This is a genomic window from Pseudofulvimonas gallinarii (assembly GCF_004343305.1).
GTDB classification, from domain to species: Bacteria; Pseudomonadota; Gammaproteobacteria; order Xanthomonadales; family UBA2363; genus Pseudofulvimonas; species Pseudofulvimonas gallinarii.
Map to the genome: position 1 here is coordinate 1 of NZ_SMAF01000002.1, position 19,179 is coordinate 19,179.

At 68.1% G+C, this 19,179-nt stretch carries 18 protein-coding genes; 8 read left to right on the forward strand and 10 right to left on the reverse strand.

Going from position 1 to position 19,179, the window contains the following annotated elements; genetic code table 11:
- Positions 1 to 291, forward strand: a 291-nt coding sequence (locus EDC25_RS01670) for a transposase domain-containing protein (protein WP_132577180.1), incomplete at its 5' end; no start/stop codon positions are given.
- 59 nt (positions 292 to 350) lie between these two features.
- On the opposite strand, the gene EDC25_RS01675 is transcribed toward EDC25_RS01670, so the two are convergent.
- From EDC25_RS01675 to pilG, 6 genes are read right to left on the reverse strand one after another with little or no spacing between them, the layout of a single operon-like run.
- The gene (locus EDC25_RS01675) at positions 351 to 815 is read right to left on the reverse strand and encodes a chemotaxis protein CheW (protein WP_123520994.1); all 465 of its coding nucleotides are present in this window, start codon (positions 813 to 815) and stop codon (positions 351 to 353) included.
- A gap of 15 nt (positions 816 to 830) precedes the next feature.
- Positions 831 to 6,785: a FimL-related protein gene (locus EDC25_RS01680; RefSeq protein ID WP_132577181.1), complete on the reverse strand. Its 5,955-nt coding sequence runs from the start codon at positions 6,783 to 6,785 to the stop codon at positions 831 to 833.
- A 27-nt stretch (positions 6,786 to 6,812) separates the two neighbouring features.
- Entirely contained in the window at positions 6,813 to 8,936 is a 2,124-nt protein-coding gene (locus tag EDC25_RS01685) for a methyl-accepting chemotaxis protein (protein ID WP_123520991.1), read from the reverse strand.
- Between the two features lie 36 nt (positions 8,937 to 8,972).
- Positions 8,973 to 9,527: a chemotaxis protein CheW gene (locus EDC25_RS01690; protein ID WP_123520990.1), complete on the reverse strand. Its 555-nt coding sequence runs from the start codon at positions 9,525 to 9,527 to the stop codon at positions 8,973 to 8,975.
- 13 nt (positions 9,528 to 9,540) lie between these two features.
- A complete protein-coding gene (locus tag EDC25_RS01695; RefSeq protein WP_123520989.1) occupies positions 9,541 to 9,906 on the reverse strand; it encodes a response regulator in 366 nt (121 codons plus the stop codon).
- Positions 9,907 to 9,941: 35 nt separating this feature from the next.
- Positions 9,942 to 10,334, reverse strand: a complete 393-nt coding sequence (gene pilG / locus EDC25_RS01700) for a twitching motility response regulator PilG (RefSeq protein WP_123520988.1) — start codon at positions 10,332 to 10,334, stop codon at positions 9,942 to 9,944.
- 173 nt (positions 10,335 to 10,507) lie between these two features.
- Here pilG and gshB point away from each other — a divergent pair, with 173 nt between their 5' ends.
- From gshB to EDC25_RS01725, 5 genes are all read left to right on the forward strand, one after another.
- Positions 10,508 to 11,479: a glutathione synthase gene (gene gshB, locus EDC25_RS01705; protein ID WP_123521000.1), complete on the forward strand. Its 972-nt coding sequence runs from the start codon at positions 10,508 to 10,510 to the stop codon at positions 11,477 to 11,479.
- 49 nt (positions 11,480 to 11,528) lie between these two features.
- A complete protein-coding gene (locus EDC25_RS01710; protein WP_123520987.1) occupies positions 11,529 to 12,389 on the forward strand; it encodes a TonB family protein in 861 nt (286 codons plus the stop codon).
- Between the two features lie 63 nt (positions 12,390 to 12,452).
- A complete protein-coding gene (locus EDC25_RS01715; RefSeq protein ID WP_123520986.1) occupies positions 12,453 to 13,022 on the forward strand; it encodes a YqgE/AlgH family protein in 570 nt (189 codons plus the stop codon).
- Positions 13,023 to 13,025: 3 nt separating this feature from the next.
- Entirely contained in the window at positions 13,026 to 13,493 is a 468-nt protein-coding gene (gene ruvX / locus EDC25_RS01720) for a Holliday junction resolvase RuvX (protein WP_123520985.1), read from the forward strand.
- Positions 13,490 to 14,416 carry an aspartate carbamoyltransferase catalytic subunit gene (locus tag EDC25_RS01725; RefSeq protein WP_123520984.1) on the forward strand — a complete coding sequence of 309 codons (927 nt, stop codon included), beginning with the start codon at positions 13,490 to 13,492 and terminating at the stop codon, positions 14,414 to 14,416. The genes ruvX and EDC25_RS01725 overlap by 4 nt, the downstream gene beginning before the upstream one ends.
- A 3-nt stretch (positions 14,417 to 14,419) precedes the next feature.
- Here EDC25_RS01725 and rimI read toward each other — a convergent pair whose 3' ends face one another.
- The 3 genes from rimI to EDC25_RS01740 are packed head-to-tail and all read right to left on the reverse strand — an operon-like array spanning position 14,420 to position 16,069.
- Positions 14,420 to 14,893, reverse strand: a complete 474-nt coding sequence (gene rimI / locus EDC25_RS01730) for a ribosomal protein S18-alanine N-acetyltransferase (protein WP_123520983.1) — start codon at positions 14,891 to 14,893, stop codon at positions 14,420 to 14,422.
- Between the two features lies 1 nt (position 14,894).
- Positions 14,895 to 15,299, reverse strand: coding sequence for a hypothetical protein (locus tag EDC25_RS01735; RefSeq protein ID WP_123520982.1), 405 nt, complete (start codon positions 15,297 to 15,299; stop codon positions 14,895 to 14,897).
- Positions 15,296 to 16,069, reverse strand: coding sequence for a CDP-alcohol phosphatidyltransferase family protein (locus EDC25_RS01740; RefSeq protein ID WP_123520981.1), 774 nt, complete (start codon positions 16,067 to 16,069; stop codon positions 15,296 to 15,298). Before EDC25_RS01740 ends, EDC25_RS01735 begins: the two co-directional genes overlap by 4 nt.
- Before the next feature lie 206 nt (positions 16,070 to 16,275).
- On the opposite strand from EDC25_RS01740, the gene EDC25_RS01745 reads away from it, so the two are divergent.
- Positions 16,276 to 16,692: a DUF4124 domain-containing protein gene (locus tag EDC25_RS01745; protein WP_164483899.1), complete on the forward strand. Its 417-nt coding sequence runs from the start codon at positions 16,276 to 16,278 to the stop codon at positions 16,690 to 16,692.
- 124 nt (positions 16,693 to 16,816) lie between these two features.
- Positions 16,817 to 17,488: a glutathione S-transferase family protein gene (locus tag EDC25_RS01750; RefSeq protein ID WP_123520979.1), complete on the forward strand. Its 672-nt coding sequence runs from the start codon at positions 16,817 to 16,819 to the stop codon at positions 17,486 to 17,488.
- Positions 17,489 to 17,491: 3 nt separating this feature from the next.
- Here the strand turns inward: EDC25_RS01750 and pgi are convergent, their stop codons facing one another.
- Positions 17,492 to 19,132, reverse strand: coding sequence for a glucose-6-phosphate isomerase (gene pgi / locus EDC25_RS01755; RefSeq protein WP_240639574.1), 1,641 nt, complete (start codon positions 19,130 to 19,132; stop codon positions 17,492 to 17,494).
- Between the last annotated feature and the right edge of the window lie 47 nt (positions 19,133 to 19,179).

The window sequence follows — 19,179 nt, forward strand, 5'->3', positions numbered from 1 at the left end:
AACAACGCGGCCGAGAACGCCATCCGGCCCGTCGCGTTGGGCCGCAAGAACTGGCTGTTCGCCGGCTCAGAGCAAGCCGGCTGCCGGGCCGCAGCGATCATGAGCCTGCTGGCCACCGCCAAGGCCAACGACATCGACCCGCATGCCTGGCTCACCGACACCCTCACGCGTCTGCCCACCACGCTCGATCGCGACATCGACCCGCATGCCTGGCTCACCGACACCCTCACGCGTCTGCCCACCACGCTCGATCGCGACATCGACTCGCTGCTCCCGCTGCGACAACACTGATCGATTCGCCGCAACAAGGTGTCACCGCCGGACGCTTACGATGCACCGCGGTCGATGGCTCAGGACAGCTCCTGGGCGATGCTCGCCTCGATGGCGTCGAGGTCGGGAATGTGGGCGTCGGATTCGTCGACAGTCATGCGCACGCTCATCGCGATGCCCGGACGCTTTTCGGCGACGGTATCGATCTGCAATGTTTCCGGGCCGATGACGGTGAGCTTCGGGAAACCCTGCGTCAGCACCGCGACGTACGGAATGCTGGCGTCACCGCTGAGACCCTTGAGGATCGCGATCTTGACGTTGAGCAGGCTTTCGCGCCCGGCGAAGCCAGCATAAGCCGCCATCGATATCAGCGGCAGCTTGTAGTTGCGCCAGTTGACCTTTCCAAGCAGCCAGGTCGCCTTGCTGGCCACCGGGTCCGGGCTCACGAAGGTGATCACTTCGGCGATCACCGCATTCGGGAGCAGCAGGCGTGTTTCCGTGATCGGAATCAGCACGCCTCGTAGGTCGGAACGTATCTCATCCATGGTTGGTCCGTCCGGTTAGGCTTGTGCCACGCGCCGTTCTTCGAGGAGTTCCGCCACGGCCTTGAGCATGTCGGCCTCCTGGTACGGCTTGCCCAGGTAGCGGTTGACGCCGATCTCGAACGCGCGGGCGCGATGCTTCTCGCCCATGCGCGAGGTGATGACGATGATCGGCACGGACTTGAAGCGGTCGTCCGCGCGCATATAGCCGGCAAACTCGTAACCGTCCATGCGCGGCATCTCGAGGTCGAGCAGGATCACGTCCGGCACGCGCTCGTTGACCTGCTCCAGCGCGTCCATGCCGTCCTTCGCCGTCGCCACCTCGTAGCCTTCGCGCTCGAGCACGCGGGCGCTGACCTTTCGCATCGTGATCGAGTCGTCGACCACCATGACGACCGGACGCTGGCGGACCACCGGCTGCGGCACGATCTGTACCGGCGCATCGCCCTTTTCGCGCAGTGCGGCGGCGCGACGGAGCAGCGCGGCGACGTCGAGGATCACGACCACCGCACCGTCGCCGAGGATAGTCGCGCCAAACACGCCCGGAATGCGGGCCAGTTGCGGTCCGACCGGCTTCACGACGATTTCGCGACCGCCCAGCAGCGCATCGACGCGCAAGGCGACGCGCAGGTCACCGGCGCGGATCATCAACAGCGGGACCTGTGCCGTGTCGTCGGTGGCCCCGGCGGTCATGTTCAGGACGTTGTCGAGCTCGTAGATCTCGTAGTCCTCGCCCGCGTAATCCACCTTAGGACGGGGATCCTGTACCCGCTCCTTGTAGTTGGCACCGGACAGACGGACGATGCCCTGGACGCCGGTCATCGGGATGGCGAAGGTGTGGTCGGTGACCTTCACCAGCACCGCCTGGCTCACCGCCAGCGTGTACGGCAGGCGGACCCGGAACAGCGCACCCTTGCCGACCGTCGATTCGATCGTCAGGCTGCCGCCGAGCTGCTTGATTTCACTGGCGACCACGTCCATGCCGACGCCGCGGCCGGCGTACTGGGTCAGCTCGCTGGCCGTGGAGAAACCGGCCTCGAGGATGAAGCCATAGAGGTCGCGATCGCTGAGGTCGGATTCGGCACTGAGCAGGCCACGCTCCACGGCGGTCTTGCGCACGCGCTGCGGATCGATGCCGCGACCGTCGTCGGAAACCTCGATCAGCACTTCGGTCGCCTCGCGGGCGACGCGGATGCGGATCTGGCCTTCCTCGGCCTTGTTGCCGGCGCGACGCTGTTCCGGCGTCTCCAGGCCGTGGACCAGCGCGTTGCGCAGCATGTGCTCGAACGGTGCGGCCATGCGCTCCAGCACGCCACGGTCGAGCTCGCCCTGTGCGCCGTCAACCTCCAGGCGCACGCGCTTGCCCAGCGCGTCGGCTTCCTGGCGCACCAGGCGGCGCAGGCGCGGCAACAGGCTCTCGAAGGGCACCATTCGCGCCCGCATGAGGCCTTCCTGCAACTCGGCACCGGCGCGCGACTGCTGCAGGAGCAGCGATTCGGCCAGGCGCGTGTGTTCGTCGAGCAGGCCCTGGATCGACTGCAAGTCAGACATCGACTCGGCGAGGGCGCGTGACAGCTGCTGCAGCTGCGAGAAGCGGTCCAGCTCCAGCGGGTCGAATCCGCTGCTGCTGCTCTGCTCCTGGACGCGGACTTCACGCGAGAGGATCTGCGTTTCCGCCTCGATCTCCAGCTTTCGCAGCTGCTCGCGCAGACGCAGGACGGTCTGTTCGAATTCTTCCAGGCTGAAGCGGAAGGCGCCGACCTGCTGCTCGAGGCGGGTGCGGATGATGCCTACCTCGCCGGCGAGGTTGACCAGGGAGTCGAGCTGGTCCGCGCGCACGCGCACGAATTCGGTGACCTGGGCTTCCGGGACAGCCGCTTCGGGCTTGGCTTCGGTATGGATGTTGATCTGCGCCGGCCGATGCCGAGTGATGTGCGGGGACAGGTCCACCACCGGTTCGGCAGGCGCCTTGGCAACGACCGGGGCTTCCTGCTCCACCTGTGGCGTGTCGATCGGCGCGGCGGCTTCTTCGGCCTGCGCCGGAGCGGCCTCCGCTTCGACTTCCATCGTGAAGCCCAGCATCGAAGGCTTCTCGACACCGGGGAAGATCAGGTAGTTGAGCTGGTCGAGGCAACGGCCCAGCAGCGCGATGTCGGCGTCGCCAAGCTGGCGCATGTCGTTGTTGGCCGACTCGAGCAGAGACTCCATCGCGTGGCCGAGTTCCCCGGCATCGGTGAAGCCGGCCATGCGCGCACCGCCCTTCAGCGTGTGCAGTTCGCGCGCCAGTTCCTGCGACAGGGCGGCGGCACCCATGCGTTCACGACCGGCCAGGTGCTGCTCGCAGCGATCGAGGATTTCGCGTGCTTCCTCGCGGAACAGTTCGGCCAGGTCCGGATCGACCTCGTTCAAGGCATGGACGTCGGCCATGACGGCCAGCATCGCGCGCAGCGCATTGCGATCGGCGCTGCCCGGCGCGATGTCGTTCTGCGCCGAATCGTCGGGAATCGCAGCAACGACCGTTGTCGCCGCAGGCGCCGGCGGCTCGACCGTGGCCGGTGCTTCCGGCTCGGCTCGCACCAGCGACGGGATTTCCGCCGAATAGCTGCTGGCCGGAACCTCTTCCGGTGTCTCGGACACGACCAGCGGTTCCAGCTCCGGCACGTCTTCCAGGCCGCTGGGAACGCTTTCCGTTTCCGTTGCGGCGGTGTCGCCGTGGAACCATTCCTCGCCGGGCCGCAGTTCGCGCAGTTCGCCGGTCAGCTGCGCCAGGCGTTCACCCAGTTCACCGGCGGACGGAATCGCCGTGCCCCGCTCAAGGTGCTGCATGGCCGCGGCCAGCCAGCGGCTGGAGGCGGCAATGGCGTCGTGGCCGTCGGTGATCGGCGCGATGCGCAGGCCACGCAGGCGGCTGACATAGCCTTCTAGCACGGAGGTCAGCTCGGTGACCTGCGGCAGGTCGACGGCACCGAAAGCGCCATTGAGGGTGTGCACCGCGCGCACGAGATGCTCCGGCACGATGGCCAGTGCACTGTTGCTGCGCGAGTCATGCAGATAGGTTTCAATGACGCCGAGGTGGCCGGCGACTTCACTGCGGAGGATGTCGAGCAGCACCGGATCCAGCGGCGGGAACTCGCCGTCGTCCGCGGAACCCGCATCGGTCGCCTCACGCGCCGGCTCGATGGCGGCATCGTCAATCGTGCCATCGATTGTTTCGAAAGCGGGCGGGACCGCCGTCGTCCCGTCGTCGTCGGCCGCATCAGCGACCGACCCGGCAAACGCGGGCGCCTGCGATGTAACGTCGCCGGAGAGGTCACCAGTCGAGTCAAGGGTCCACTCACCGGTTTCGATGGCCGGCAGCTCGTCACCCGCCAGTTCGCCGTCAGCGGCGGTCGCGAACGACAGCTCTTCGCCGGCTTCCTGCGCAGGGGTCTCGATGACGGTCTCCGGCACCGACCATTCGATGCCATCGGAAGCGGAATCCGCGGCCACCGGCCCGCTGGCGGCTTCTTCGACGGCGTCCTGCGCGGGTGCAACGTCGACCGTCTCGGGCACGGCCGCTTCAACCTCGACCGGTGCCGCGACTTCGGGCGTCTCCACCGGCGCCGCCTCGGTCTCGACCGGCGACGCGACGGGCGTCGTGGCCACCGCTGCGGCGGCCGCCGCGGCGGAAAGCGGCGCGCCGCCGTCGGCCAGCAGTTCCGCATTGGCCATGATCAGCGCGATATTGCGGCGCGGCGTGATGTCGCCGCACAGCGCGGCGTGGAATTCCGGCAATGCCGCAGTGGCCTGCTCGACCACCTCGAGGATCGGCAGCGACGCGGGGCGATTGCCGTTGAGCACGCGGTTGAGCAGGTTCTCGATCAGCCAGGCGAACTCGCCAAGCAGGCGCGCACCGACCATGCGGCCGCTGCCCTTGATCGTGTGGTACGAGCGACGGATGGTGCGAAGCCGCTCGAGGTCTTCGATGTTGGCGCGCCAGAACGGCAGGTTCTGGTCGAGGCTGGCCATTTCCTCCGTCAGCTCGTCGAGGAAGGTACCGCGGATTTCCTCGTCCATGCCGGAGGCTTCGTCGAACGAGTAGCCGAGCGTCGCCACCATTTCGCTGAACCGCTGCAGCGTCGGATCGGCCGGTGCCGAACCGCTGTCGGCGGTCGCTGCCGGCGCCGTTGGTTCCTGTGCCGCCACTTCGGTGGGCTGGCTCGGCGTCTCCGGCCGCGCGGTCGCGACGGCATCGGCGGCCTTGGCCGTGAGGGCACCCTCGCCGTCGTCGTTGAACAGTTCGTGCAGGCTGATGCGCGACGGCCAATGGCCCAGGCGCGACAGGGCGTCCGTGACCGCCTGCAGGCGATCCTCGCCATGACCCTGGTGGTCGGCGACGAGTTCGAGGTAGTACTCCAGGCCGCTGAGCGCGTCGGCGAAGGCGTCGACTTCCTCGGCGGCCAGCGTTGCCGGATCCAGCTCGCCGTGCAGGTAACCGGCGATGGCCAGGATGCGGTCGGCGGCGGACGAGAACTCCAGCAGGCGCAGTGCGCCGGCGACATCGCGCAGCTGCACCACGGCGGCCTGCTTGTGCGTGCTGCCCGGCGGCGAAGTCAGGTGCGCGAGGAACAGTTCCTTGGACTGCTGCAGGTTGTTGGCGGCTTCACGCAGCACCGCCTGGACCAGCCGGCGACGCTCGCCGTCGCTGCCGGCAGCGGCGCCACCACCGCCTTGCGCACCCATCTGTTCGCGGTGCATCTGCAGCGAGCTTTCAACCTTGAGCAGGCCGCCAGCGATATCCAGCAGCACCTGTTCGCTGGCTTCGCCACCGGCGGCGATCTGCGCCAGTGCGGCGCGTTGTGCCTGCACCTGGCTGCGCTCGATGCCCATGCCGACCATGCCGAGCGTGTCGGCGACGCGGTCGAGGACTTCCAGCTCCGGCTGCAACGAATCGCCATCGCTTCGGCTGCCACGCAGGTAGAGGTCAAGCGCGTCCTTGACCCGCATCAGCTCTTCTTCGAGCGCACCGACGACGCTGCCCAGCAGGCTGCTGTTGCGGCCGGACATCGCGCCGCGTGCATCATCGACTTCCTGTTCGCTCGGTACCAGGTCGGTGAGGCCGAACACTTCCTGCACGCGGCCGATACGGTCGCCGGCGCCGGCCTGGGCGGCGTAATACAGCAGGTTGCGCAGCAGTTCGCTGGGCGGATTCTGGCCGTAGAGCACCTCGCCCTGGTCAATCAGGCGCTTGATCTCGCGATCCAGGCGACCGTACAGCAGCTTCGTCGAAATGCTGGCATCGAGCCCGTGCGCACGCATGGCGTCGCAGATGGCCCCGGCGACCCACCACAACTGGCGCGCCTGGCGCACCGAGATCACCTCGAGCAGGCGGTCGCAGATGCCGGTCAGCTTGCCCAGCGCGGCGTGGTTGTCCTGGCCGCGGAACCACTGCAGCAGCGCGAACTGCCAGTCACGGCGCAACGCGGTGAGCTGCTTCTCCAGCTCCGAACCGGACACGCGCGCTTCCGGCCGCGGCAGGTCGGAAGGCAGCTCCGGATCGGTCGCCGGAATAAGCAGCACGCTCTCGCTGAGGAGCTTCTCGCCGCGGCAGGAGCGCAGGTCGTTGAGCAGCGGCAGCAGTACGATCGGAATGTCGCGGTAACCGCTCTGCAGGCGATCCAGGTAGTCCGGGAGCTGCAGGATGGCGCGCAGCAGGCTGGTCAACGCGTCCTCGACGCGCTGCACCTTGCCCTCGGTCAGGTCGGTGACCAGCCGCTCCATCTCCTCGGCGACCAGGGCGGCGCCGTAGAGCTCCAGCATGCGCAGGCCACCGAGCACTTCGTGCAGGGCCGCCAGCGCGACGCCGGCACCATCGCCGCTGAAGTTCTCCTCGGCATAGCGCTCCAGGGCCTCACCGGCACGGGTCAGGCTGGCGTCAATTTCCGGCTTGAGCCAAGCCAGGCTGGTCTGGTCGATTCCGCTGTCTGGACGCATCACGCAGTCTCTCTGGTTCGGCCGACGTCAGGCGATGTTGTCGTACTGGTCGTCTGACAGCACGATCCCTTCGACACCCGAGTGTGTTTCGTCGTAGGTATCCGTCACGTTGCTCGGCAGCTTGAAGTCCGCGACCGAACGGCGCAGTTCGGCGGCCAGCTCGGCGAGCTTGCCGACCGAACGCGCGGTACTGGCGGCACCCGTCGCGGTGTCGCCGGTGAAGCCGCGGATCGCGTCCATGGTGCCGGCGATTTCGGATGCACCGCGCGACTGCTGCTGCGATGCTTCGGAGATGCCGGCGATGAGTTGCGCCAGTTCCTGCGACACGCTTTCGATCTGGCTCAGGGCGCGACCCGCGTTCTCCGCGAGTCGGGCGCCGCTCACCACGCCGGCGGTCGTCTGTTCCATCGAGCCGACCGCTTCGTTGGTGTCGGACTGAATGGTCTGCACCAGTGTTTCGATTCGACGGGTCGCGTTACCGGCGCGTTCGGCCAGTCGCTGCACTTCGTCGGCAACGACCGCGAAACCACGTCCCGCTTCACCGGCGGAGGCCGCCTGGATGGCTGCATTCAAGGCGAGGATGTTCGTCTGCTCGGAGATGTCGTTGATCAGTTCCACGATCGCGCCGATCTCCTGCGACGATTCGCCCAGTCGCTTGATGCGCTTCGAGGTTTCCTGGATCTGCTCGCGGATTGCGTCCATGCCGGCGATGGTTTCGCGCACGACCTGGGCACCTTCCGATGCGATCGACACCGAGCGCTGCGCCACGTCCGCGGAACGGGCGGCGTTTTCGGACACGGCGGCGATGGACTGGGCCATGTCGGTGACCGACTGCGTTGCCGCGCCGACCTCGCGCGCCTGCTGTTCCGCCGACTGTGCCAGGCGCGCGGCGGTTTCCATGGTTTCCTGCGACGACTCGGCGACCTGCACCGAGGTGTTGGTCAGCGTACCCACCAGGCTGCGCAGCTGTTCCACGGTATAGTTCATGGAGTCGGCGATGGCGCCGGTGATGTCCTCGGTCACCGTTGCCTGCACGGTCAGGTCACCGTCTGCCAGCGAGCCCATCTCGTCGAGCAGGCGCAGAATCGATTCCTGGTTACGCTGGTTGGTTTCCGCCGTCTCGTTGTAGCGGCGACGCTCGTTCGCCCACTGCGCCAGCACCAGGGCCAGCAGCGAGAGGATGGCGAGGAAGCCGGATGCCAGGCCCCACCAGAGGTTCGGGAAGACGCGGCGGGCGGCGGACTCTTCCCAGACCCGGCCATGCTGGTTGCCGGCGAGCAGCATGCTTTCGCTTTCCAGCCGGGCGCGTTCGGCGGCGGCGCGCGCGGAAGCGACTTCCGAGGCATTGGTGCGCATGGCCTCGCCTTCGCCGCGCGTGGCCGCGAGTCCCTGGAAGGTCGAATCCAGCTCGTTCCAGATCAGGGCCACTTCGGTCAGCGCCTGGCGGGCGCTGGCGACATCGACCACGCGGATGCCGAGTTCGGCATTGCCTTCGAGCAGCGCATCCAGCACCTGTCCGAACAGGCCACCGTCGCGGACGATACCTTCAGCCGCGGCGTCGACGCCGCTGCTGGCGTTCTGGACATCACCGACGCGGCGCAGCATGCGGTCGGCGAGCAGCAACTGGCGGGAGGCCACGAACACCTGCGAGGCGGAGGCGCCACGCTCGGTCAGCGCGCGGACCACGTCGTCCATCAGCGCCTGGACGCGCGGCAGGCGTTCCTGCAGCGCCTGCGCGGCCTGGGTGGCGTCAATGACGGGCTGGCGGCGATCCAGCACCTGGCGGGCGGCGTTGTTCAGCGCACCCCAGGCGGCGGCCAGCGTTTCCTGGCTCTGCAGGACCTGGCCGTCACCCGAGCCCTTCACCGCGTCGAGTTCGCCGAGGATGTTGCCGCCGGTTTCAAGTGCCCTGCTCAGCTCCTCGAAGGCGACGTCGTTGCCGCGGGCGGCGCGGTCGGCATAGCCCGCGACGCGCAGGGCGGTCACCTGCAGGCGGCTGGCGTTCGCGGTGGCTTCCGACACCGTCGCCGTCAGCTGCTGGCCGAGGAAGAAGTTGGCAACGAAGATACCCAGAGAGGCGATCAGCAGGATCAACCAGAAGTTGAATCCCCGCGAACCAGAACCCGGCGTCCGTGCGGTGGTACTAGCCATTTAGATTGTCCTCCCGAAACTTGTACCGTGCGCGGCTTACGCCGCCGCATCCAGAAATGTCTGTGCCCTGAGCAGAGTCGGCAGCGAAAGCACCGGCCAGAACTGTTCTCCGGCGGCGTCGCTGAAAGCGAACGGCACGTAGGGCAGCATGTCGTTGTCCACCACGCCCTCCGCTTCGATGGCGGCGCCTTCCTCGAAGCCGCGCTGGCCGAGCACGGAATCCACCAGCAGGCCGGTCGCCGCCGCGCCGCGCTGGCGGACCACCAGCACGCGGTTGCGGTCCTCGCGAACCGTCGGGCGCCCGAACAGGAACTGGCCCAGATCGACCACCGTCAGCAGCGTGCCGCGCAGGTTGGCGATGCCGAGCAGCCAGGGGCGTGCGCCGGGCACGTAGGTGAGCGCCGGCGGCACGAGGATTTCGGCGATCTCGCCGATCGACGACACCGCCTCGACCCCGGAAACGCCGTAACACAGGCCGCGCCACATGGCCGGGCCGGTCTGCGCCTCCGGTGCTTCCGCACGGTGTCCTACGGCGCGGCGCTCGAAGTCGAGCAGCAGCGCATACGCGGTTGTTGTGACCTCGCCGCTCATGGCGCCTCCAAGGTCAGGTGCCGAGCGCCGCGTTGACGCGCTCGATCAGGTCGCTTTCCCGTGCCGGCTTCACCAGGTAGTCGCGCGCGCCCTGGCGCAGGCCCCAGATGCGATCGGTCTCCATGCTCTTCGAGCTGAGGATGATGACCGGGATCGTCGAGGTGGCCGGGTCCTTGCTGAGGCTGCGCGTGGCCTGGAAGCCGTTCATGCCGGGCATGACCACGTCCATGAGGATCAGGTCCGGCTGCTCGCGCTTGGCCGTCGCGATGCCCTGCTCGGCCACCGATTCCGACGTCACCCGGTGCCCGTGCTTCTCGAGGATGCCGCGGTAGATCTGGGTTTCGGTCGGGGAATCGTCAATGATCAGGATGTGTGCCACTTAGAGCTCCTCCATGCTCTTGAATAACGAGTCCATCAGCCACGGTCGATGTGGCGACGGATCGCGCTCAACAGTTCGTCACGGGTGAATGGCTTGGTCAGATACTCGTCGGACCCCACAACCCGACCGCGCGCCTTGTCGAACAGGCCGTCCTTCGACGACAGCATGACCACCGGCGTCGACTTGTACAGCTGGTTGTTCTTGATCAGCGCGCAGGTCTGGTAGCCGTCCAGACGCGGCATCATGATGTCCACGAAAATGATGTTGGGCTGGTAGTCGGTGATCTTGGCCAGGGCTTCGAAGCCGTCGTTTGCCGTGATGACCTCACAACCCTCGTTCTTGAGCAGTGTCTCCGCCGACCGCCGGATCGTCCGGGAATCGTCGATGACCATGACCTTCAAACCTGAAATGCTGCCGGTATTGTCCATACTTGCTGCTGCCGACCCCTGCTCCACGGTTGAACCCCCTGTCGATCACCGCATTTCCGCGACGACACGGGCTGTTTAATGGTCCGCGACACGTGCTGTCAAGCAAACAACCGCAAACTGGGCGGATGGTATCCTCGCCGTCCGCCAGCACTGGCCTGGAAACCGAACTGCCCATGAGTCTAGCCGTCGCCGTGCTGATGGATCCCATCGGCGCCATCAAGCCCGCCAAGGACACCACCCTGGCCCTGCTGCTGGAAGCGCAGCGCCGCCGGCACCGCCTTTTCTATGTCGAGCACTCCGGCCTGGCCGCCGACGGTGCCCGCGCCCGGGCACGCATGGCACCGCTCACCGTCCGCGACGACCCGGCCGACTGGTTTTCCATCGGCACCCCGGAATGGCGCGACCTGGTGACCATGGACGTCCTGCTGCTGCGCAAGGACCCGCCGTTCGACAATGAATACCTGTATGACACCCAGCTGGCCGAACTGGCGCAGCGCGAAGGCGTACTGGTCGTCAACGATCCGAAATCCCTGCGCGATGCCAACGAGAAGCTGTTCGCCCTGCACTTCCCGCAGTGCTGCCCGCCGACCCTGGTTGCGCGCGACGCCGCCCTTTTGCGTGGTTTCGTCGAGCGCGAGGGCCGTGCGGTCCTGAAGCCCTTGGACGGCATGGGCGGCCGTGGCGTGTTCCAGGCCAACGCCGACGACCCCAACCTCAACGTCATCCTGGAAACCCTGACCAATGGCGGACGCACGCTGGCGATGGTGCAGCGCTACCTGCCCGAGATCGTCGACGGCGACAAGCGCATCCTGATGATCGACGGCGAGCCGGTGCCTTATGCCCTCGCGCGCATTCCGCAGGGCCACGACTTCCGCGGCAACCTGGCGCGTGGTGGGCGCGGCGAAGCCCGCCCGCTGAGCGACCGCGACCGCTGGATCGCCTCGCAGGTCGGGCCGGAACTGCGCCGCCGTGGCCTGCTGTTCGTCGGCCTGGATGTGATCGGCGAGTGGCTGACGGAAGTCAACGTCACCAGTCCGACCGGCGTGCGCGAGCTCGACGCCCAGTGCGGCCTCAACGTGGCGGGGCTGCTGTGGGACGCGGTCGCCGCCCGGCTCGACGCCGGACGCGGCGCTCGGGCAACATGACCGGCTGCCGCAGCCCACACGTCCGTCTTTTCCCGGGTTCCGTCTTGCCATGAACCGCGCCGATACCGGCAACGAACGCATTGTCCTCACCGTGGTCTTCTCGGCCCTGGTGCATGGTGCCGCGCTGCTCGGCATCGGCTTCGCGGCACCGACGCCGGTGCCGGCCATGCCCAGCCTCGACGTCATCCTTGTCGCATCGGCGACGCACGAGGCGCCGAAGGAGGCCCGTTACCTGGCGCAGGCGAACCAGGCCGGTGGCGGTGAGCTCGACCACGCCGAGCGACCGACGGCGCCCGTCAGTTCCGACATCCTGCACCCCGTTGACGGCAACTCGCCGTCGCCCCGGCCCGTGGGCGCCCCGCGCCAGCGCGAGGAAACCGCGTCGCCGCTGCTGGCCAGCCGCGCCCCCAGCAGGGACCTGACCAGCCCGCAGGCGCCCGTCGAACGCGCGCAGCAGTCGTTGCCGGAAGCGGTGGACCTCAACGAGCTGCGCGAGGAGCAGGCGCGCCTGACCGCCGAACGCGACATGGCGCACCAGAGCTATGCCGAGCGTCCACGCCGGAAGTTCATTTCCGGCCAGGCGCGCGAGTACGTATACGCGTCCTACATCCACTACCTCGATACGCGCCTGCAGCGCATCGGCAACCTGAACTATCCCGAGGAAGCGCGGCGCCGGCAGATCCACGGCGACCTCATCCTGACCATCGGCATCAACCGCGACGGCAGCCTGGCCAGCATCGACATCGTGAAATCCAGCGGCCATCGCGTCCTCGACGACGCCGCCGTGCAGATCGCGCGCATGTCGGCGCCCTACAACGCGATCCCCAACGATCCGAACGAACGCGTGGACATCCTGCACGTCACGCGCACCTGGCAGTTCCTGCCCGGCAACACCCTGCGCCACCGCTGAATCGCGCTGTCCGGCTGCGGCGCTTCCGGCGCCGCCTGCCCCCGCATCGCCTACAATGCCGCCATGTCCGAGGACGGCACCCACCTGACCAACCAGCTGCTGATCGCGATGCCGGCGCTGGATGATCCGCATTTCGCACGCACCGTGGCCTACGTGTGCCAGCACGATGCCGACGGCGCCATGGCGGTGGTCATCAACCGGACCGCCTCGTTTTCGCTTGGCGAGATCGTCTCCGAGCTGGAACTGGACACCGCGCCGGGCACGCTCGGCGACAGGCCGGTGCTGCTGGGCGGGCCGGTAAGCGTCGAGCGTGGTTTCGTCCTGCACAGCGTCGACGGACGCAACTGGGATTCCAGCATCCAGCCGGCCGCGGACCTGATGCTGACGACCTCACGCGACATCCTCGCCGCCATTGCGCTGGGCCAGGCGCCTCCGCGCTTCCTGTTCGCCCTGGGCTATGCCGGCTGGGCGGCCGGCCAGCTGGAACAGGAGCTGCGCGAGAACGCCTGGCTGACCGCGCCGGCCGACCGCGCCCTGCTTTTCGACGTGCCGCCCGAGCAGCGCTGGCACGCGGCGGCGGCGTCGATCGGTGTCGATCCCTCCCGGCTGACCAGCTATGGCGGGCGCGCCTGAGCGATGAACGAAGGGCCTTTTCCCGTGGCGGAATCGGTGCTGGCCTTCGACGTCGGCAGCCGTCGCATCGGCGTCGCGGTGGGCCAGCGCCTGACCGGTGACGGCCGCCCGCTGACCGTCGTCAACGCCGATTCGCACGCGCGCGCACTGGCGGCGATTGCGCCGCTCATTGAACAGTGGCGTCCGCAGGCGTTGCTTGTCGGCCGTCCGCTGACGCTCGACGGCAAAGAACAGCCGGCCAGCGAACGCGCGCGCGGCCTCGCCCGCGCGATGCAGCGCCATTTCGGCCTGCCGGTGATCGAGGTGGACGAGCGCTCGACCTCGCAGCTGGCGGCACGCCGTTTCGCCGAGGCCCGTCGCGACGGCCGCCGGCGACGCAGCGATGCCGACCTGCTCGACGCCGATGCCGCCGCCATCCTCATCGACCGCTACTACGACGCCCCCGGGAACCACCTGCCCTGCCCGCCATGACCGACCTGCGGCAACTCACCGATATCGACGTCCTCGACCGCGCCGGCGCGCTGGCGCTGCTCGACCGGGCCGATGCCCTGCACGGGCACGCCACCGCGCGCGCGCCGGCACTGGACCGCCTTGCCGGCAGAACCGTGGTCAACCTGTTCTTCGAGAACTCGACGCGCACGCGCACTTCGTTCTCGCTGGCGGCGCGGCGGCTGGGCGCGGAGGTCATCGACTTCAACGCCCACACCTCGTCCACCGCGAAAGGGGAAAGCCTGGTCGACACCTGGCGGACGCTGGATGCCATGGGCTGCCATGCCTACGTGATCCGCCATGGCAGCGACGATGCCGTGGCGGAACTGGCGAAGGTCGCCGGTCCCGAAGTCGCGATCGTCAATGCCGGCAGCGGCGCCAGTGCGCATCCCACGCAGGCGCTGCTCGACGCCATGACCATCCGCCACCACAAGGGCGACTGGTCCGGGCTGCGCGTGCTGATCGTCGGTGACATCCGGCATTCGCGGGTGGCGCGGTCCAACATCAAGCTGCTGCGCCTGCTCGGCGTCGGCGAGCTGCGTACCGCGGCACCGCCCTCGCTGCGTGCCGCCGACCTTTCCGATCCGGACATTGTCCACTTCGATGCCTTGGGCCCGGCGCTGGAAGGCTGCGACGTCGTGATGACGCTCCGCCTGCAGAAGGAACGCATGCAGGGCGCCAACATTCCCGATGGCGAACACTATTTCCGCCAATGGGGATTGACGCCGGAGCGGCTCGCGCTGGCGAAACCGGACGCGATCGTCATGCACCCTGGCCCCATGAACCGCGGCACCGAGATCGACGGGGCGGTCGCCGACGGACCGCAATCGGTGATCCTCGAACAGGTCGGCAATGGCGTCGCCATCCGCATGGCGGTCCTGGAAACCGTACTCGGCGCCGCCTGAGCCTTATTCCGGCGGCAGCAGTTCCATCGCCATCACCAAGGCGTCTTCGCGGCCGTCGTGGGTAGGGTAGTAGTTCGGCCGCCGGGTAATCAGGTGGAACCCGGTGTCGTGATACAGCGCCACCGCTTCGGCATTGCTGGGCCGCACTTCGAGGAACACGCGTTCGGCCGAGGCTTCGCGCGCATCCTGCAGCAGGCGCTGCAGCAGCAGCCGCCCAAGTCCGAGGCGCCGCGCCGAAGCGGCGACGCACAGGTTCAGGACGTGCGCCTCGCCGGCACCCATCGACAGCAGGCCGTAGCCACACGGCACGCCCTGGCGTTCCGCCACCCAGGCGTTGTAGCCGCAGCGCAGGCAGTCCTCGAAGATCCCGCGTGTCCACGGGAAGGGATAGGACGCCAGCTCGATCGCCAGCACCGCGTCGAGGTCTTCCGGCCGCATGGGCCGCAGGCTTGGAGCATCGGCGAGCGCGGCGACCATGTCATTGCATCCGCTTCGATGCGAAGGACTTGAGTGCGGTCCACAATGCGCGCTTGCCGGCCGGCGTCGACCATTCGCTGCTCGGCGGCAAGGACACGACATGGGCGCCCGGCGCTGCCGCCCACTCGACGTCGTCACCGTCGAGTCGCAGCCACTGCAGCACCTGGCGCCAGATCGTCGCCGCCACCCCATCGCGCGGCAGGGCAACGCCGACATCCGGCACGTGGACCGAAAGCGCCCGCTGCACCGGCAAGGGCCCGACGACGCCAGCCTGCTCAACCGCGACGACCGCAGCAGGCGCCGTCGTGCTGACCGTCACCGTGACCGCTGCCGGCGACGGCACCGCACGCAGGCGATAGCGGACCAGGCCCAGCTCGCCCAGGATCCGGGCGCGACGCGGATTCATCCCTCCGGCTCCGTCGGCGCCGGCTGATGGCGCGCCGCTTCACGCAGTTGACGACGGTTGCGCAGTCCCCACAGCGTGTAGATCGGCCCTGAGGCCGTGTAGACCAGCAGCAGGAGCAACAGGTGGCGTGGCAGGTCGATGGCGAGCAGCACGAACAGGCCGAGCAGCACCAGCGCCCAGAAGAACGGCACGCGGTCGTTCACCTTCAGCGTCTTGAAGCTGTAGTAACGGAAATTGCTGACCATCAGCAGGGCCGCGACCGTGGCCACGCCCAGCGACACCCAGGCGACATCGGCGCCGGCCAGGCCGAACTCGCGGCAGGTCCAGACATAGCTGACCACCAGGCCGGCGGCGGCCGGACTGGCCAGCCCCTGGAAGAAGCGCTTGTCGGCCACGCCGATCTGGGTGTTGAAGCGCGCCAGGCGCAGGGCGGCGCAGGCCGCATACAGGAACGCGGCGGCGAACCCGAGCTTGGCGACGATGCCGCCGTAGTCGCGCAGGGACGACAGCGACCAGGTGTAGATCAGCAGCGCCGGGGCCAGGCCGAAACTGACCAGGTCGGACAGCGAGTCGTACTGGCTGCCGAACTCCGACTGGGTATTGGTCAGGCGCGCGATGCGCCCGTCCAGCCCGTCCAGCAGGCCGGCGACCATGATGGCGATCGCGGCGACCACGGGTCGGCCGTGGACGGCGGAAATAATGGCGTAGAAGCCCGCGAACAGGCCGCCGGTGGTGAACAGATTGGGGAGGAGATAGACGCCGCGTCGCATTCAGGCCTGGCCGACAAGGGCCGGTGTGGCGCGCCGGAAATGGCACGGTGGCAGTGTACCCCGGATACCTGCCGCGGGCAGCGCCGCCACGGCCCGGCAGGGGCGGACGACCCCATCCCGACCGCCGCTGCCCCGGCCTTCGCGGGAAGTTGGCCTGACACGGCGATTTGCGCCATGCTATGGGCAGAACCAGGGGGAATACCAACATGCTCTACCGCAGTCTTGCCGTCCTGATCGCCATCGGCTTGTGTTCGCCCGTCGCCGCCCAGCAGGTCTACAAGTGGGTGGACGAGGACGGCACCGTCCATTTCACCGATTCTCCGCCCGACGAAAAGGTCAAGGCCGAGCGCGTCGTCCTGCGTGGCAACGTCTCCTCGACGATCACCGAAGTCGAACAGCGCGGCATGAGCCGCGACGAGATCGACCTGCTGTATACGCCGGAACAGCGCCAGAACGCCTGTGAGCAGGCGCGCGCCAACCGCACCACGCTGCGCAACATGCCGGTGGTGATGAAGGACAAGGACGGCGACGGCACGCCGGAAGAACTCACCGACGACGAGAAGGCCGCCGAGATCGAGCGCGCCGACGCACAGATCGCCCTGCTCTGCGTCGATCCGGACTGAACCGGCCTCGGATGGCCGGGATCCTTGACCGGCCTCCTTGACCGGCCACTGCGGGCCCGGCTGTCGCCGGGCCTTTTTGCCGCCCTGACCGCAGCCGCGGTCATCGCGAACAGGAGCGTCGCCCATGATCACCGTCCATCACCTCAACCATTCGCGTTCGCAGCGGGTGCTGTGGCTGCTGGAGGAGCTGGGCCTGACGTACGAGCTGGTGCGCTACGAACGCGACCCGAAGACGATGCTGGCGCCGCCCGAGCTTAAGGCCGTGCATCCACTGGGGAAGGCGCCGGTCGTCGTTGATGGCGACGCGGTCCTCGCCGAGTCCGGCGCGATCATCGAACACCTCGCCGAACGCTACGACCGAGACCACGACCTGTCGGCCCCGGCAGCAGGGCCGCAGCGCGACCGTGAGCGCTACTGGCTGCATTACGCGGAAGGATCACTGATGCCGCCGCTGCTGCTCAGCCTGGTGGTTTCACGCATCCGCAACGCCAGGGCACCGTTTTTCGTGCGCCCGATCGCGCGCCGCATCGCCGACAAGGTCGACGCCGGATTCGTGCAACCGCAACTTTCCACGCACCTGGGGTTCCTGGAAGCCGAGCTGGGCCGCGCGGAATGGTTCGCCGGTGACCGGATGACCATCGCCGACATCCAGATGAGCTTTCCTGTCCAGGCCGCCCGTGCGCGCCTTGGCCTGGAACGATACCCGCGCCTGCAGGCCTTCCTGCAAAGGATCGAGGCGCGTCCGGCCTACCGGCGTGCGCTGGAGCGCGGCGGTCCCTTCGACCTGCTGAGCTGAGGCTCAGGCCTCCGGCGCCGCCTTGCGCAGCGCCCGTATATGCGCCAGCAATCCGGCGGTCGAGGCATCGGGCACCACGGCGGTTTCACCGCGCAGGCCCGGCTCGATCCGCGAGGCCAGCGACTTGCCCAGTTCCACGCCCCACTGGTCGAAGGGATTGATGCCGCACAGCGTCGCATGGACGAAGGTCTTGTGCTCGTAGAGCGCCAGCAACGCCCCGAGTGATTCCGGATCGAGGCGATCAAGCAGGATGGTCGTCGATGGCCGGTTGCCGGGAAACGCCTTCTGCGCCGCCAGGCTGCGCCGCAGCGCCGGATCGGCGACTCCGGCCAGCGTGGCCCAGGTCGCCGCCTCGTCGCGCCCACGCATCAGTGCCGCGCTCTGTGCCAGCAGGTTGGCCAGCAGAGCGCGATGGTTTTCATCCAGCGCATGGTCCGGTTTCACCACGCCGATGAAATCCACCGGCACCACGTCGGTGCCCTGGTGCAACGCCTGGAAGTACGCGTGCTGCGCGTTGCTGCCGACACTGCCCCACACCACCGGTACGGTCGGCAGCGCAACCGGTTCGCCATCGCTGCGGACGCGCTTGCCGTTGGATTCCATCTCCAGCTGCTGCAGATAGCCGGGCAGCCCTTCGAGGCGGTCGTCGTAGGGCACGATGCAGTGGCTGGCGCGGCCCAGCCATGCGCGGTTCCACCACGACACCAACGCCAGCCACACCGGCAGGTTCTCCTCCAGCGGTGCTTCGCGGAAATGCCTGTCGACCTGGCGCGCACCGGCAAGCAGGCGGCGGAAGCCGTCCATGCCCAGTGCGAGCGCGACCGGAAAACCGACGGCCGACCACAACGAGTAGCGACCCCCGACGAAATCCCACATCGGCAGGATGCGTGCATCGTCGAGTGCGAAGGCCGCGCGCGCCGCTTCGGCATTGGCGGTGACGGCAAACAGGCGCCGATGCGCCTGCTCGCTGCCCAGCGCGCGACACAGCCATTCGTAAAGCACGCCGCCGTTGAGCAGCGTTTCCTGCGTGCCGAAACTCTTCGACACCAGCACCACCAGCGTGTGTTCCGGATCCAGTCGCCTCATCAGCTCGTCGAGGCGGCCGCCATCGACGTTGGCGAGGAAATGCACGGCCGGGCCGCTGCCGCCCTGCCCGGCCAGCGCGGCGCAGGCCAGGCGGGGCCCGAAATCGGATCCGCCAATGCCGACGCTGACCACATCGGTGATCTTCGGCAGGCCGATGACCCCGGGCGCCTTGCGCACCGCATCGACCAGTGCGGCCATGCGCTCCAGGCAGGCCTGCGCCTGGTCGCGGGCTTCGCACCAGGCCGGCGTGCCCTCGTCATCGCGGGCCGCGCGCAAGGCCATGTGCAGCGCCGGACGCTGCTCCGACGCATTGACCGGCTCGCCGGCGAACAGGGCATCGCGGCGCAAGGGAACCGCGCAGGAAGCGGCATGCTGCAGCAACGCCTGCCATGCGTCGCCGTCGATGGCCTGCTTGGACACATCGACCAGCAGCGGCCCGAGCCGACGGCTGAAGCGCGCGAAACGCGTCGGCTCCTGCTCGAACAGGCCGACCAGTCGCACGCCGGCAAGGCGGGCGGCATGACTGGCCAGTACGCTGCTGTCGAATTCCGTGCTCACCGCATCATTCCCTGGAGACCCTCTGTTTTCCGCCAACCGGCCCATCG